The 16,475-nt window shown below is 59.8% G+C and carries 14 protein-coding genes; 6 read left to right on the plus strand and 8 right to left on the minus strand.

The annotated features are described in order from the left end of the window. Positions 1–24: 24 nt before the first annotated feature. Entirely contained in the window at positions 25–942 is a 918-nt protein-coding gene (locus A6A03_RS05830) for a polyprenyl synthetase family protein (RefSeq protein ID WP_066784778.1), read from the minus strand. Positions 943–1,752: 810 nt separating this feature from the next. Here A6A03_RS05830 and A6A03_RS05835 point away from each other — a divergent pair. Beyond that, positions 1,753–4,209, plus strand: coding sequence for a penicillin acylase family protein (locus A6A03_RS05835; RefSeq protein ID WP_066784781.1), 2,457 nt, complete (start codon positions 1,753–1,755; stop codon positions 4,207–4,209). A gap of 202 nt (positions 4,210–4,411) precedes the next feature. Next, positions 4,412–5,851 (plus strand): tRNA nucleotidyltransferase/poly(A) polymerase-related protein, encoded by a 1,440-nt coding sequence (locus tag A6A03_RS05840; protein ID WP_066784783.1) that lies wholly within the window; start codon positions 4,412–4,414, stop codon positions 5,849–5,851. Positions 5,852–5,860: 9 nt separating this feature from the next. Here the strand turns inward: A6A03_RS05840 and A6A03_RS20595 are convergent, their stop codons facing one another. Both A6A03_RS20595 and A6A03_RS05845 read right to left on the minus strand, forming a co-directional pair. After that, positions 5,861–6,013, minus strand: coding sequence for a hypothetical protein (locus tag A6A03_RS20595; RefSeq protein WP_172812286.1), 153 nt, complete (start codon positions 6,011–6,013; stop codon positions 5,861–5,863). Positions 6,014–6,116: 103 nt separating this feature from the next. Further along, a complete protein-coding gene (locus A6A03_RS05845) occupies positions 6,117–6,503 on the minus strand; it encodes a response regulator (RefSeq protein ID WP_066784786.1) in 387 nt (128 codons plus the stop codon). A gap of 189 nt (positions 6,504–6,692) precedes the next feature. On the opposite strand from A6A03_RS05845, the gene A6A03_RS05850 reads away from it, so the two are divergent. After that, positions 6,693–7,598, plus strand: coding sequence for an AEC family transporter (locus A6A03_RS05850; RefSeq protein WP_066784789.1), 906 nt, complete (start codon positions 6,693–6,695; stop codon positions 7,596–7,598). Positions 7,599–7,732: 134 nt separating this feature from the next. Continuing rightward, a complete protein-coding gene (locus A6A03_RS05855; protein WP_066784791.1) occupies positions 7,733–8,923 on the plus strand; it encodes a TRAP transporter substrate-binding protein in 1,191 nt (396 codons plus the stop codon). On the opposite strand, the gene A6A03_RS05860 is transcribed toward A6A03_RS05855, so the two are convergent. From A6A03_RS05860 to A6A03_RS05875, 4 genes are all read right to left on the minus strand, one after another. Continuing rightward, a complete protein-coding gene (locus A6A03_RS05860) occupies positions 8,904–9,188 on the minus strand; it encodes a hypothetical protein (protein WP_156525278.1) in 285 nt (94 codons plus the stop codon). The two genes, A6A03_RS05855 and A6A03_RS05860, sit on opposite strands and share 20 nt — an antisense overlap. 185 nt (positions 9,189–9,373) lie before the next feature. Then, positions 9,374–10,708 (minus strand): TRAP transporter large permease, encoded by a 1,335-nt coding sequence (locus tag A6A03_RS05865; protein ID WP_066784797.1) that lies wholly within the window; start codon positions 10,706–10,708, stop codon positions 9,374–9,376. Positions 10,709–10,722: 14 nt separating this feature from the next. Further along, entirely contained in the window at positions 10,723–11,286 is a 564-nt protein-coding gene (locus A6A03_RS05870) for a TRAP transporter small permease subunit (protein WP_066784799.1), read from the minus strand. 234 nt (positions 11,287–11,520) lie between these two features. Continuing rightward, on the minus strand, positions 11,521–13,356 hold the full coding sequence (locus tag A6A03_RS05875; protein WP_066784802.1) for a phosphoenolpyruvate carboxykinase (GTP): 1,836 nt from the start codon (positions 13,354–13,356) through the stop codon (positions 11,521–11,523). 323 nt (positions 13,357–13,679) lie between these two features. Here A6A03_RS05875 and secG point away from each other — a divergent pair, with 323 nt between their 5' ends. Next, positions 13,680–13,895 (plus strand): preprotein translocase subunit SecG, encoded by a 216-nt coding sequence (gene secG / locus A6A03_RS05880; RefSeq protein WP_066784803.1) that lies wholly within the window; start codon positions 13,680–13,682, stop codon positions 13,893–13,895. A gap of 3 nt (positions 13,896–13,898) precedes the next feature. Beyond that, positions 13,899–15,566, plus strand: a complete 1,668-nt coding sequence (locus A6A03_RS05885) for a peptide ABC transporter substrate-binding protein (protein ID WP_066784805.1) — start codon at positions 13,899–13,901, stop codon at positions 15,564–15,566. Here the strand turns inward: A6A03_RS05885 and A6A03_RS05890 are convergent. After that, positions 15,558–16,325: an iron-sulfur cluster-binding protein gene (locus A6A03_RS05890; RefSeq protein ID WP_066784808.1), complete on the minus strand. Its 768-nt coding sequence runs from the start codon at positions 16,323–16,325 to the stop codon at positions 15,558–15,560. The genes A6A03_RS05885 and A6A03_RS05890 overlap by 9 nt on opposite strands. Between the last annotated feature and the right edge of the window lie 150 nt (positions 16,326–16,475).

Consider the following 16,475-nt stretch of genomic DNA (forward strand, 5'->3'; position numbering starts at 1 on the left):
TTATAACATAGGCGCTCGCGCTGCTCAGCCGCCAATCTGATCGATCAGCGCCGCTAGCCATGGAGTGGTCGCGCCAACCGGCAATTGGGCCAACGCCTGCCGGGCCGCAGCCTGTTGTTCAACCAGAACTGCTCGCGCTGCCGGCAAGCCATCGCGCCGGATGATCGGCAACGCGGCTGCGATCGTCTCCGGTGACGGGTGAGCAAAGAGCGCCTGCAACGCTGGCGCCGGCGAATCACTGGCGGCCAATACCAAGGCCAGCGGTACATGCCCGGCTTGCAGCCATGCGCCATCAGCCTCAATATCTCGTATCTCTTTGGCGAGCTGCCGGGCTAAGCCAAGATGCAGACCAAATTGCGCCGCCGGCTCAAGCAACGAGTCTGCCAACCCGCCGCACAATACCCCGGCCTGCGCCGCCGCCGCCAACAAGGCCCCGGCCAACGCTTCCGCCCGCTGCCAATACACCGCCAGCGCCGCTTCGGGCGGCGTCAGGCTGCTCACCGTCGTTAACTGGCCTTCGCAGATCCGCATCACCGCCTGCGAATACAGACCAATAATGCGCGGATCAGGGCTGCGCGCCATTTCGCCGGCAGCCAGCGCAAAGAGGTAATCACCCACCATGAGCGCCACGCCGTGATCCCACGCACCGTTAGCCACCCGGCCAGTGCGACGGGCCTGCTCGTCAATCAGATCATCGTGCGCCCGCGTCGCTGCTTCGATCAGTTCCACCGCCGCAGCGGCATGCGCCACCTGTTCGCCAGCACCATTCCCCAAGCGGGCAATGGCCAGTACGATCAACGCCCGCAACCGATCAGATGGATCGTTCATCAAATGGGGGCCGACCATGGAAATGACAGCTAGCCGCGCCCGCGTGCGTTCACGCAAGAGCTGCTCGACGAACAAGAAATCGTGATGTAATTCCGGCGGAACAGACCAGCTCATGGTTCGTTACTTTGACTGCGCGTGTGATTCACCTTTTGGAAAGATACGCCATCCGTTCGTCACTGTCAACCGCGCCGGTAGATATGGTCGCACACTGCCGCCTTGCCCGCTCCAAGGGCGGATAGAACATATAAGAGCAGATACGATTGATAGCTTTGAGATTTGCTATTTCGCCCTCACCCACCGGCCCCTCGCTCAAGGGCGGCCAGACCATCTCAACCGGCACCCGGCCCTGAAGGGCCGGGCTAGGCTTACGAAGCCCGCTGCGCGGGCTGCTGGCCCTCACCCACCGGCCCCTCGCTCAAGGGCGGCCAGACCATCTCAACCGGCACCCGGCCCTGAAGGGCCGGGCTAGGCTTACGAAGCCCGCTGCGCGGGCTGCTGGCCCTCACCCACCGGCCCCTCGCTCAAGGGCGGCCAGACCATCTCAACCGGCACCCGGCCCTGAAGGGCCGGGCTAGGCTTACAAAGCCCGCTACGCGGACTGCTGGCCCTCACCCACCGGCCCCTCGCTCAAGGGCGGCCAGACCATCTCAACCGGCACCCGGCCCTGAAGGGCCGGGCTAGGCTTACAAAGCCCGCTACGCGGACTGTTAGCCCTCACCCCCAACCCCTCTCCCACTGGCGCGGGAGAGGGGAGTGTAGCGCCGGGCGTTGAGGAATTGCACAGCGATCAACGGTTGTACTCAATCACATGTTCTGCCCGACTCTCAACTTGCCCGCTCATTCACCAGATGAGCAGTTGACACTTTCAGCGGTGCGGTTGACAATACAAGTGTCACCATTCTCAGTCTGAAACGGAGGTGGAGCGTGACCTTCAACCCCTCTCGCCTCGGACGGGCCATCGGCATTACCGTTGGCGCGGTCGCCGCCCTTGCTGGCGTCGGTGCCATCGCTGCCCTGCGCCGTCCCTTGCCGCGCATCAACGGGCGGGCCAAGCTGCCCGGTCTGCGCGCAGCCGTCGAAGTGCGCCGCGATCGCTGGGGTGTTCCGCATATCTATGCGGAAAATAACGAAGACCTCTTTTGCGCCCTTGGGTATGTACATGCCCAAGACCGGCTCTGGCAGATGGAAATGCACCGCCGGATCGGGCATGGCCGCCTCGCCGAGATCGTTGGCCCGATTGCGATCGACTCCGATCGCTTCATCCGCACTCTCGGCTTTAGCCGGATTGCCCGCCGCGAAGCTGCGTTGCTCGATGATGAGACGGCGACCTTGATGACCGCATATCTACGCGGCGTGAATGCTTGTATCGAACAGAGCGGCAGCCGGTTGCCGCTCGAGTTTACCATTCTCGGCTTCCAGCCGCAGCCATGGGAACTGGCCGATCTTTTGGTCTGGCCAAAGATGATGTCGCTCAATCTCTCGACCAACTGGATGCAAGAGTTGTTGCAGGCGCAGATTGTGGCGACTGTCGGCATCGAGCGGGCCGTTGCGCTTCGCCCGCGCTACCCCGAAGACGGCCCTTTGACGGTGCCTTCCGGCGCGCACTACACCGCCGATCTCGGCGCCGCCGCGCTGCAACTGGCCAGTGATGCCGCACTCTTTACCGGCGAAACCGAGACGCCGCAAGGCTCCAATGCGTGGGTGGCAGCCGGCAAACGTACCACCAGCGGGAGACCCTTGCTGGCGAATGACCCCCATCTCAATGTGGCCTTGCCCAACCTCTGGTACCAAGTGCATCTCGAAGGCGGCGATTTTCACGTCGCCGGCGCCACTATTCCAGCCACCTGCGGCGTGATTATCGGCCATAACCAGCGCATTGCGTGGGGCGTGACCAATGCGCGCACCGATAACCAAGACCTCTTCATCGAGCAGTTCGATGCCGCTGACCCGCTGCGCTACCGCTGGCGCGATGAGTGGCTGACCGCCGAAGTCGTGACCGAGACGATTGCGGTCAAAGGCCAAGCCGAGCCGGTGGTGATCGATGTGCGCATTACCCGCCACGGCCCGATCATCGATCCGGTGGCCGGCACGCTGCGCGGCGAACCAACCACGACCGGCGCCGAGACCACGGCGCTGGCGCTGCGCTGGACGGCGCTCGATCCCTCGCCGACCTTAATGCGTTCGGTGCTGAAACTCAACCGGGCCCAAAACTGGAACGAGTTCCGCGCCGCCTTGGCCGATTGGGATACGCCGCCGCAGAATTTTGTCTATGCCGACATCGACGGCCATATCGGCTATTGCTTGGCTGGACGGCTGCCGATCCGCCGGCACGGTGACGGCATGTTGCCGGTGCCCGGCTGGAGCGGCGAGTACGAGTGGGAGGGCATGATCCCCTTTGAAGAATTGCCCAGCCAGCTCGATCCGCCGAGCGGCACGATTGTCACCGCCAATCACCGGATTACCGGCGGCGAACAGCGCAACGCTCCCATCCATGGCTTCTGGCTCAATCCGTATCGCGCCCAACGCATCCAAGAGCTGCTCGATGCCGCCAAACAGCACGATGTGCGCAGCTTTGCCCGCATCCAGAATGATCTCCTGTCGGTGCCCGGCAAACAACTGGTCGAGCAGGTGGCGCGCCTAAGCCTCGAACCGGGGAGCGAGCAGCGAATCCGGGACATCCTTGTGGAGTGGGATGGCCAGCTTCACGCCGAGAGCGTTGCCGGCGCGATTTACGACGGATTGCGCTACCATCTGCTCCGCATCGTCTACCAAGAACTCGCTGACCTGTTCCACGCGCCGGCGGCGCTCGGATCGTTTAGCGTGCTGCCGGCGAACATCTATCTGGAATGCGCGTTGCCGATGGTACTGGAACGGATGGCATCCCAACCGCTCGACCAACCCGATGAGTGGTTAGGCAATGGCCGCACGTGGGGCGGCGTGTTGCGCGCAGCGCTGGCCCGCACTGCCGCCGAGCTGTCTGAACGGCTGGGCAAAGATCCGGCCCGCTGGCAGTACGGGAAGATCCACAGCCTGACCCTGCGCCATCCGCTGGGGAGCGTGCCGGCGCTGACCCCGCTCTTTAACCGCGGTCCATGGCCGATGGGAGGTGATCTCGACACCGTGAACCATTGCTATATTCCACGCGATATTGCCGGCATGACGATCTACAATGCGCCATCACTGCGCTTTATCCTCGATCTGAGTGACTGGGACGCTTCCCGCGCCATTTTGCCCGCCGGCCAGAGCGGCCATCCGGCGAGCCCGCACTATGCCGACATGACCGATGCGTGGCGGGCCGGCGCGTATCACCCTCTGTTGTGGACGCGACCCGCCGTGGAGCGTTATACTGATGGGGTGTTGACCTTAACTAGTGAAGGATAACTGCATCCTGCGGACGCCGGTGAACCTCGTGCTTTAGAGCATGCACAGGGAGCCAGCAATACTGGCTCCCTGCCACTTCACGGATCATCACGCGGATTACGTCGTACAAAAGAGGGTATGTGCTTCCGCCAAGCATTGTACGTCTCTGTCACCGGTACGCAGTTCTTTACGCCGCGCGCTTGAATGACTGTTGAACCTCATCATGAACAGCATCTTCCAATTGATTGCTGATCTGGCTGATCAGCCGGTGTGGCTGGCTGGCGGCGCAGTGCGCGCGCTGCTGAGCGGACAAACGCCGGTCGATCTCGATCTGGCCACCACCGGCAGCGGCTTGGCGCTCGCCAAAGCGATTGCTGATGCCGGCGGCGGCGCGTTTGTCGCGCTCGATCGCGAACGTGACACCGGACGCGCCGTGTTGCCCGGCGGGATCACGATCGATTGCGCGGCGCTTCGCGCGGCTGATATCGAGGGTGATTTGCGATTGCGCGACTTTACCATCAACGCGCTCGCTTTGCCGCTCGCGGCAGTGCTGGCCGGCGACTGGAGCGCGCTGATCGATCCGCTGGGAGGGCGTGACGATCTCGCCGCCGGTCGTCTGCGCCTCTGCGCACCAACCAGCTTGCGCGACGACCCGTTGCGCGTGGTGCGAGCCGGGAGGTTCCGCGCCACCCACCGGCTGCATCCTGATCCCGACCTCATCGCGGCGGCGCGCGCAGCGGCGCCGTTGCTCGTGAACGTGGCCGTCGAGCGCATCCGCGACGAGCTGCTCAAAACGTGTGATGGGCCGGCTGCCGCCGCCGGTCTGCGCCTGCTCGACGAGGTTGGCGCGTTGACGATCATCTTCCCCGAACTCGAACCGGCCCGCGCCTGCGATCAGCCGCGGGTGCATTTTTTACCAGTGCTGGCTCACATGCTCGAAACGGTCGCCGCGCTCGACTGGCTGATCGATGACGGTGATCCACCGGTGGCAGTGCAGACGTATCCGCAGCTCAGCCGCGATCTTCCCTTTCCCGACCAATATCACGAGGTGCTCAACCAGCGCCGCGGCATCGTGCGGCGTGCCGCGTTGCTCAAGCTAGCGGCGCTCTTGCACGACAACGCCAAACCGCAAACGAAGGTCAGCCACCCCGACGGCACCGTGACCTTCTACGGCCATCAGAGCTTAGGCGCAGAAACAGTCGCGCAAATCGGGAAGCGGCTCCGCCTGAGCCGCGCTGATACCAGCTATCTGGTCAGCGTCGTGCATGAACACATGCGTCCGGGGCAAATGCGTGACAGCGAACAGTTGAGCGAGCGCGGGATCAATCGCTTCTTCCGCGACACCGGCGATACCGGCCCCGACATTCTGCTGCACGAGCTGGCCGACCATCTGGCGACGCGCGGGCCATGGCTCGACCCGGTGGCTTGGCAACGGCATCTGGCGTGGCTGGGAGCGATGCTGGATCGATATTGGAACCCGCCGGCGCCGCCGGCGCCGCCGCTGATTCGCGGCGACGAACTGATGGCGGCATTACAGATCGGGCCGGGGCCGGAAGTGGGGCGCTTGCTGAAGTTGATCCATGAAGCGCAATTAGCGGGTGATATTCACAGCGCGGAAGAGGCGCTAGCCTTAGCCCGCACGCTCCGTATGGCAGAGCACTAGCAGGCGGGATCATTGGGGCCGGCGCGGCAGCCGGATCCGATCGGTCTGCTGGCGCTCGGCGGAAGGAGCGCGCTCATCTTCCAGCAATGGCAGCAATGCTAGGGTCAGCGCAATCATCACAACGAGGATGATCGAGGGCAGCAACGACAGCCAATCAGACATCACATGCCTCCGGTTACGATGGCGACAGCAACAATAGGCGCCCTCATCGTAACGGGAGAACTGGCGCGCGAGAATGAAAATGATCTGATGTTATGCTGACAGACTACTTGCGCAACACATCGCGCACAATCTGCTCGAGGCGATCGAGCGGGAAGGGTTTAGGCAAATAGTAGTCGATCCGCTGTTCGCGAGCGCGCTTTTCCAGCTCAGGGGTGGCGTAGGCGGTAATCATCACCACGCTGGTATCGGGGGAAGTCTCCTTAATGGCTGCGGCCAGTTGCAGACCATTCATGCCGGGCATATTGTAATCGGTGATCACGAGCGGCACCCGGCGCAGCGCGATTTGGGCCAGCGCATCAGCACCGCTATTGACGGTAATAATATCGTAACCACCGGTCAGATCACGCATCAAGCGATGCAAGATGATGAGAATGTCAGGCTCATCTTCTACCAGAATGATGGCTGGATTGCGACCGGAAAAATCCGACATACGAGAAACTCCTTAAACCGCCAGCAATAGCTGATGCTTGCGCAAAACGCCAGATCGGGCTTTTGCAAGTAGCGGTATTGTATCACAGCCGTGCATGACGGGCAAGCATCGAAGAAATGGTATCATAGGCATAGTTATCTGCCCCGCCCTTGCCCCATTGATGGGGCGTCTGAAGAAAACACAATTTGTATGAGCCAATTGCCCGGCATCTTCCTCAACGTGCTTGCCCCTGTCTTCTTGCTCGTCTTGCTTGGCTACCTGACCGGCCCGCGGCTACAACTCGAAGCGCGCACCCTCTCACGCTTCGCATACTTTATTCTGACCCCGGCGTTCGTATTTTACGTGCTCAGCCAAACCCGGATCGAAGCTGGATTAGCCGGACGCATGATCGGCTTTATCACCGTCGTCTATATCGGCTCGATCATCATTGCCTTTCTGGTGGCCCGCTTGCTGAAGCGTAGCCCGGCTATGACGGCAGCGTATGTCATGATCGCGGCGTTTGGCAACGTCGGCAATTTCGGCTTGCCGATCATTCAATTCGCCGAAGGGCCGGCGGCGCTCGGCGTCGCGACCGTCTACTTTTTAGCCAATCTGGTGCTGGCGTTTATTGTCTGTGTCGGGGCTGCTAACTTCAGCCGCGGCTTTAGCCTCGGGATGGCCATTCAGGTCTTCCGCACCCCGGCCCTGCTGGCGCTGCCGCCGGCGCTGTTGTTCAACTGGCTTGAGATCACACTGCCGCCAGTCGTGATGCGCCCGCTCGAATTGCTCTCCGGCGCACTGATCCCGACCATGCTGATCGTGTTGGGTGCGCAACTGGCCGCTGCTGGTATCCCCCGCATTAACGCTGATTTACTTATATCAAGTGCCGTGCGCCTCATCAGCGGGCCCGTTTTGGCCTTTGGCATCGCCGGCTGGTTTGCCCTGCCGCAGCTCGAACGCAACGTCGGCATCTTGCAAGCCAGTATGCCCACCGCAGTGCTCGTCAGCATTATCGCTATGGAAAACGATCTGCTGCCTGAATTTGTTACCGCAACCGTCTTATTCTCGAATCTGGCGAGTATTGTAACGCTTGCCATCGTCCTTGTCTTCTTGTAACCACGTTTTCAGCAACAAACAACTGGTTTAGCAAATGTTTCACGATCAATAAATCAATAATTTGCACAATTTCACTAGATCGTCTATAATTAAGATACCGTTCCCTTATAGTTCAGATTGCCTAGGAGCAGAGCATGAAACGACGGGAGTTTCTTCGTGGCGCCGCCGCCGGCGTGCTTGGCGGCCTCGGTCTGACGTTGGCAGCCTGTGGCCAGCCACCGGCTGTCACTAACCAACCAACCACTGCCCCAGCCCAGCCAACGGCTGCCGGTGGCGAGCAACCCACTGCCGCAGCGCCGACGGCACAAGCCCCGGCGCAAGGCTCGTCGATGCCGGCGGTAGAGTGGCGCATGGGTACGAGCTGGCCGATCTCGCTTGACACCATCTACGGCGGCGCGACGGTGCTGGCCGAGCGGGTGGCCGAGCTGTCGAACGGCATGTTCAAGATTACCACCTTCCCCGCCGGCGAACTCTTCCCCGGCCTCGAGGTGGTGCAGAACGTGTCGCAGGGCACGGTTGAATCGGGCCACACCGCCCTCTACTACTACGTCGGTCTCGATCCGGCGTGGGCCTTCGGTACGTCGCTCCCCTTCGGTCTAACCGCGCAGCAGCAGAACTCGTGGCTGTACCACGGCGGCGGCGAAGCGGCGATCAACAAGCTCGGCCAAAACTTTAACGTGATCTCGTTCGCCGCTGGTAACACCGGCACCCAGATGGGTGGCTGGTTCCGCCGCGAGATCAACACTGTCGCCGACCTGCAGGGCCTCAAGATGCGCATCCCCGGCCTTGGCGCACAGGTGTTGAAGAATCTGGGTGTTGTGACCCAAACCCTGCCCGGCGGTGAAATCTTCCAAGCCCTTTCGACCGGCGCAATCGACGCCGCCGAGTGGGTCGGCCCCTACGACGACGAGAAGCTCGGGCTGCCCGATGCGGCTGAGTTTTACTACGCACCGGGTTGGTGGGAGCCGGGTCCTTCGCTGCACGCCGTCTTCAACCTCGATGCGTGGAACAAGCTGCCCAAGGAGTACCAGAACTTCATCCGCGTCGCAGCTTGGGAGTCGAACATGAACATGCTCGCCAAGTACGACGCGCTGAATAACGATGCGCTCGAGCGGATCGTGGCCAAGGGCAAGAAGCTGCGGGTGTACAGCGACGAGATCATGAATGCCGCCCAAAAGGCCTCCTTCGAGCTGTATGCTGGCTATGAATCGGCGGCATTCAAGGAAATCTTCCCCTCGTGGAACGCGTTCCGCCAGAAGATCCAGCGCTGGCACCAGACCAACGAGCTGCCGTTCAACGTTTTCGTCAAGAACAACCCGATCTAAGCCCGATCAGTTTGCCCAAAGCCAGCGGGTGGAGCGTAACGCTCCACCCGCTGTTTTTATATGCCGGCATTGGGTGCCGTACCCTAGCGGCCAAACGAGATTGCCGGCAGTAGAGCGCCAGTTGGGGGAAGAAGACCAGAATCACCACAAGGACCAACTGGATGGCAATAAACGGCACCACGCCGCCGTCGATATCACCGGTCGTGATGCCGGAAAGCGCCACGCCGCGCCGGCTGTACGCCAGCTCCACCACGGAAGCGTTCAAGGATAGCGTCCTCGTATGGATGCGTTCCGCTAGCAGATCCAGCGCTGGCACCAGACCAACAAACTGCTGTTCAACACCTGCGCCAAAAACAATCCGATCTAAGCCCGATCAGTTTGCCCAAAGCCAGCGGGTGGAGCGTTATGCTCCACCCGCTGTTTTGATATACCAGCATTGGGTGCCATACCCTAGCGGCCAAACGAGATTGCCGGCAGGTAGAGCGCCAGTTGGGGGAAGAAAATCAAAATCACCACAATGGTCAACTGGATGGCGATAAACGGCACCACACCGCGATAAATATCGCCGGTCGTGATGCCGGGGGGCGCCACGCCGCGCAGGTAGAAGAGAGCAAAGCCAAACGGTGGGGTGAGGAACGAGGTTTGCAGATTGGCGCCGAGCAATACGCCGAACCAGACCAGATCGAAGCCAAGCGCCTTCGCGACCGGCACGAAGAGCGGAATGACGATAAAGCAGATCTCAAAGAAGTCGATGAAGAACCCGAGGAAGAAGACGATCAGCATGCTTACAATCAGAAAGCCCCACGCCCCGCCGGGCAGATTGGCCATCAGATCGAACACAAACTTATCGCCGCTAAGCGCGCGGAAGACCAGTGCAAAGGCAGTCGAACCGATCAAAATAAAGAGCACCATTGTCGTCGCACGCATTGTCGCATCGCACACGGCAATAAAATTCTTCCATGTCAGCCGGCGATTAGCCAGCGCTAGCAGTGTTGCACCTAACGCACCCACCGCACCGGCCTCAGTCGCAGTGGCAATGCCAAAGAAGATCGAACCAAGCACAGCGACGATCAGCAAAAGCGGCGGGATCATAACCTGCACCACGCGCTTGGCCAGCGCCGCGCCGCTCATCGAACGGGCCGACAACGGCAGGGCCGGGGCCATTTCGGGCTTGAGCAGCGCCACAATCCAACAATAGAATGCTAGCGCCGCTGCCAGCAACAAGCCGGGGATCAGTGAGCCAAGGAAGAGACGGCCCACTGAAACGCCGATCTGGTCGCCGAGCACCACCAACACCACCGACGGCGGAATGATCTGGCCGAGGGTGCCGGCAGCGCAGATCACGCCGCACGCCAGCTCTTTGTTGTAGCCATAGCGCAGCATGATCGGCAGCGAAATCAGGCCCATCGCCACCACCGTTGCCGCCACCACGCCGGTGGTAGCGGCCAACAATGCGCCGACAACCACCACTGAGATCGCCAAACCACCCCGGATCGGCCCGAAGAGCACGCCCATCGTATCAAGCAGATCTTCGGCCAAACCGGATTTTTCAAGCATCGAGCCAAGGAAGATAAAGTAGGGAATGGCGAGGAGGGTATAGTTTGACATCACGTTAAAGATACGTGATGGCATCGCGCGGATGATAATCGGGTCAAAGATGCCGAGCGAGACACCGATAATACCAAAGACAATCGCCGTTGCCCCCAAGGAAAAGGCGACGGGGTAGCCGATACCAAGGATGACCAGCGCCCCGAGAAACATCGCGGGTCCGAGCCACTCGTACATGGAGCCTCCAGAGATTACAGCTTGGTCTCTTTTTCTTCGACGACGACTTGGGATGGATCGAGGACGCCGCGGAAGGCGGCAAAGTATTTGATCGCTTCAGAGATGCCTTGAATAATCAGTAAGATCGGGCTCACGATAAGGAACGTCTTAATAATATAGCGAGGCAGACCGCCGGGATCAGGCGAATTTTCGCGAATGCGCCACGACTGTTCCACATACGGCCAACCGAAGTAGATTAAGAGGCCGCAGAAGGGCAAGAGAAAGAACAGCGTCCCTAGCAAATTGACTAATGCTTTGCGCTTGGGCGAGAAATTGCTGTAGAACACATCAACCCGCACGTGTTCATTGTGTTTGAGCGCATACGCCGCGCCTAGCAGAAAGATCATCGAGAAGATATACCACTGAGCCTCGATGTAAAAGTTTGACCCCAGCGTGCGCCCGATGGCGCGACCCACATAGCGATTCGCGACATTCCAGACCCCGACGCCAACCACAACCGGCACCAAGATGTAGGCCAAGCGCCCAACCCATTCGGTGAAGGTGTCGATGATGCGTGAAAGGCGCAATAGTGCTTGCACGTCAACCCTTCCTTCCCTGATGGCAACAGGATACGAAACACAAAAGCGAAGTACAGCGGAGCAATGCGGCAGCCGCTCTCTTGAACAGCACTCCAGAGATGCTTGAACTATCAATATGGGAATTCGCAACTTTATAACCTAAATGGTACACGGAATCACACACTTTGTCAAAACAAGCGGCGTACCAGCTTTCGCCAGTACGCCGATAGATATGGCTATTGCACTGTAATCACGTTATTCGTGCGTTGCACCCCATTTCTCTGGCATGCGCCAGAGGCTCGAAAGGATAAGATCACGCACCGAGAGCAACTCTTTCGGCAAGCGGTTGTAGAGCTTGATGAACAACTCCTCGTGGAGCAAGATCTCTTGCTGCCACTCGCTTACATCACACTCCATCACCTGATCGAACTGGGCCGGGCTGAAATCAAGCCCGCGCCAGTCAAGATCTTCGTACCGCGGCACCCAGCCGATCGGCGTTTCGACACTAACTGCCTGCCCATGCGCGCGTTCGATGATCCACTTCAGTACGCGCATATTCTCGCCAAAGCCCGGCCAGATGAATTTACCGTTTTCATCCTTGCGGAACCAGTTGACGCTAAAGATGCGCGGCGGGTTCTTGAGCCGGCGGCCAAAGCTGAGCCAGTGGTTGAAGTAATCACCCATGTGATAGCCGGCGAAGGGCAGCATCGCAAATGGATCACGGCGCACCACGCCTTGCTGGCCCATCGCCGCCGCCGTCGTTTCGGACCCCATCGTAGCCGCCAGATAGACGCCGTAGGTCCAATTGAAGGCTTGGTAGACCAGCGGCACTGTGCGGCTGCGCCGCCCGCCAAAGATGAAGGCCTCGATTGGTACGCCATTCGGATTTTCCCATTCGGGGTCAATCACCGGGTTCTGATTCGCTGGCGCGGTGAAACGGGCATTGGGGTGGGCAGCCAACCGTCCGCAGCCGGGGGTCCAATCGCGCCCCTGCCAGTCAATCAGGTGAGCCGGCGGCTCATCGGTCATCCCTTCCCACCAGACATCGCCATCATCGGTCAGCGCAACATTGGTGAAGATGCTATTCGCCCGGCAGCTTTCCATCGCGTTGGGGTTGGTCTTGTACGAGGTGCCCGGCGCAACACCGAAATAGCCGGCTTCAGGATTGATAGCATACAGTTTGCCATCAGCGCCGGGTTTAATCCACGCAATATCGTCGCCAACTGTCGTTACCTCCCAACCAGCTTCCTTGAAGCTGTCCGGCGGGATGAGCATGGCAAAGTTGGTCTTACCGCATGCCGATGGGAATGCAGCCGCAACATACGTCTTGCGCCCGCTCGGCTCTTTCACGCCTAAGATGAGCATGTGCTCAGCCAGCCAACCCTCTTGGCGGGCCATCACCGACGCAATCCGCAACGCAAAGCACTTCTTGCCCAGTAGGGCATTGCCGCCGTAGCCGGAGCCAAAACTCCAGATTGACCGCTCTTCAGGGAAATGGACGATGTACTTGGTCGGGTTGCAGGGCCACGGCACGTCAGGCTGCCCCATCTCGAGCGGCGCACCGACGCTGTGCAGACAAGGAATATACTCGCCATCCTCGCCCAAGAGGTCGTAGATCTTGGTCGAGACCCGCGTCATAATGTGCATATTCACCACGACATAGGGCGAGTCGGTCAATTCGATACCGATATGGGCAATGGGCGACCCAATTGGCCCCATGCTGAAGGGGAGCACATACAGCACCCGTCCCCGCATGCTGCCTTTAAACAACTTCAACAGGATTTCCTTCATCTCTTTCGGCGCCATCCAGTTATTGGTGGGGCCGGCGTCGTCTTTCGAGACACTACAGATAAAGGTGCGGTCTTCGACGCGAGCGACATCAGAGGGATCCGAACGGGCGAGAAAGCTGTTGGGGCGAAGTTTGGGGTTGAGGCGGATGAACGTTCCCGTTTCGACCATCTGGTTGCAGAGCATATCGTATTCGGCCTGCGTACCATCACAGAAGTGAACCTGTGCCGGCTCGCAGAGGTCGACAATTTCTTTAATCCACTCGCGAAGCCGATGGTGCCGAATGTATGCGGGGAACTGCATGCGATCCTCCCTCTCTATTCAAGGCCACAACCGGGGATGATAGCTGTGACGGCTTGCACGAGTGTGATCATAGCATAGAATATGAGCTTGCGCAGATATGAAGCTGTAGACTTTCAGCAACAATTGCGCAACCAACTAACCGACACCAGAACATTACCGGATGATGAGTGCGTAGCGCACTCTAGCCAGTACGCAACCGATGATGAATAGTATGCACGGCAAACGATGCCGGATCGAGCGGCACACACCGGTTGATACTCTGTGGTATACTGATGTGCCTGCATGATGCAGCGACGAACATCGATATGAGGAGCAAGGCAGCAATGGAAACCGCTCTCTACATTGCGATTTTGGTGATTAGCGCCGTAATGAGCGTGCTGGTGATTTTGCAATCGCGCGGCGGCGGTCTCAACCGCGACACCAGCTCGATGTATCACACCCGCCGCGGCATTGAGAAAACTCTGTATCAGGCCACGATTGCCCTTAGCGTGAGCTTTTTGCTACTGGCCTTGATCACCAGTCTGCCGATTTTCAATTAAGCTATGGCGCGCCGGATTCGTTGGCAGATTGCGATTGCGCTCGCTGGGATCGGGGTTATTGTCGTCTTGTTTGGCCGCTTGGCAGCGCTGAGCGCTTCAACCGATAATCCGGCCACCGGCGGCGTCTATCGCGAGGCGGTGATCGGATCACCAGTGATGCCGATCCCGTTACTGAATGATCCCGTTGCCGATCCGGCCGGGAGGGCGCTGATTAGTCTGCTCTTCGAGGGGTTGACTCGCATTGGAGTTGATGGCTTGATCGAACCGGCCTTGGCCGAAGGGTATACGGTTGATGCCACTGGCGAAATCTATACCTTCACCTTGCGGCCGGGATTGCGCTGGCACGACGGCACGCCCCTCACCGCCGATGACGTTGTCTTTACCTTACGCACCCTCCAAGAGCTGGAGCAGGCCGGTGAACCGGCAGTCGCCAGCTTCTGGCGCACTACTCTGATCGAACGAGTCGACAACCGCACCGTCCGATTTATTCTGTCAGGGCCATTTGCACCCTTCCCGGCCTTAGCCCGCGTGCCGATTCTCCCAGCCCATCTGCTGCGCGGCATTCCACCAACCGCATGGCCTACCAGCGAGTTTGCCCGCCAGTTGATCGGCAGCGGGCCGTTCCGGTTGGCCGACTTGCGGCCTGAGTCGGCGCTGTTAACCGCCAACCCAACGTATTACAATGGCCGGCCATTTCTCGATCAGATCGAATTGCGGTTCATGGCTACACCCGAAGCAGCGATTGCGGCCCTTTCACGCGGTGAAGTGACGGGCTTTGCCGAACGCTGGGGCGCCAACCTGCTTGCAGTTGATCTTCCCGGCAATGAACAGCGTACTATCTTGCCAGTTGATGAGTATACGATCTTAACCTTTAACCTTCGCCTCCCGTTGTTTCAAGAAATCCCCCTCCGCCGAGCGCTGGCGCTCGGTCTCGACCGCGATGCGCTGATTGAAACCGCAATCAATGGGTTAGCGCAGCCAATCGACACACCGCTCTTGCCCGGCACGTGGGCCGATGATCCGGACAAGCGCCAGCCACCTACCGATCCGGCAGCAGCAGCCGACCGGTTAGCCGAAATCGACTTTGAACCGGGCAGTGATGGCATCCGCCAGCGCGGTACGCAACGGCTCAGCTTTACCCTGCTGGTTGATCAAGATGAACGCCGGCTAGCAGTGGCTCAAGCCATTGCTGCCCAATGGCGCGCAATTGGGGTCGAGGTGACGGTCGAATCGGTCGATAGTGTGGCGCTGGTCGATCGTTTGCGGCGCGGCGATTTTATGACTGCGATCCATACGTGGACCCGGATCGGCCCTGATCCCGATCCGTACAGCCTGTGGCACTCCAGTCAGGCTGCTGGCGGGCTGAATTACGCCGGTCTGAACGATAGCCGGATCGACCTGCTGCTCGAACAGGCGCGGTCTGAACCAGAGTTGGTGGCTCGCGCCGAGTTGTACCATGCGTTTCAACAACGTTGGCTGGAGCTGTCACCGGCGATTACACTCTATCAACCGATGTATATCATCGTCAGCACTGCCAATCTGCAAGGGCGGGCCTTCTTCGCTAACCCCGATTTCACCGGCCAGACCTTATTCGGCGCCGAAGATCGCTTCCGTGATGTGCAGCGTTGGTTTATCAATACCTTCCGCCGGATCGAGGGCGATTTACCGTAGATCACGCAAATCAAACACCGGCCCTTCGACACACCGCCGTTGCCAACCATTGCGGGTCTCGATTTGGCACGCCCGGCAGACGCCTACCCCGCACGGCAACGGCCCCGCCACCACCACCTGCGCCAAGCCGCGATCCCAGCGCAAGCGCGCTGCCCGCATCGCAGCGGCTGCTTGACCGAGCAAGCTCGGCGGCAGCGCAAACAGCACCTGATCAGCCCAACGGATAGGGCTAGTAGGCGCATGGGCAGCCAGCAGTTCAAACAATGCCCCATCACCAGCCGCGCTCGTCTGCACCTCAACCGTTTCCGGCAAGAGAAATGGCGGCGGGAGATACCCCTTGTCACCGGCCAACAGCAGAGCTACGCTCAGCCGGCCAGCATAGCGGCGGGCCACGAAGAGCAGCGCCGGCAACGCTATGCCTACCCCCGCCAGCAAGAGCGTATGCGTCGCCGGCGCCGGCGCAAACGGCGTGCCTAACGGTGCGCAGAGGTCGAGGGTAGCGCCCGCCGGCAGGTCAATCAGCCATGCCAGTAACGGATCACGCGGATCGATGAGCACCTCAACCTCGCCCTTCGTTGCATCGGCGCCGGCAAGAAAGATTGCCGGCCACAGCAGCGGATCGAGGCTGCGTGAAGGGCGCACGAGGGCATATTGGCCGGGTTGCGCAATGCGCGCTAACCCCGGCGCAGTGACGCTTAACCAGACTACACCCTCAAAATGATAGCGTTCATGGATAGTGGCGGTATAATAGAGCTGCATCCGAGCAATCCTTGTGTAGCCAAGCCAATGATATCATCTATACATCTTGGTTTTTGATGGACGGCCAATCATGGTAGCTTACGACGAGCCGTAAACGCAGATGTTCATAGACATGATCGCACTAGCGCTCTGTCATTAAAAATAACCTTT

The sequence above is a fragment of the Chloroflexus islandicus genome (assembly GCF_001650695.1).
GTDB lineage: Bacteria > Chloroflexota > Chloroflexia > Chloroflexales > Chloroflexaceae > Chloroflexus > Chloroflexus islandicus.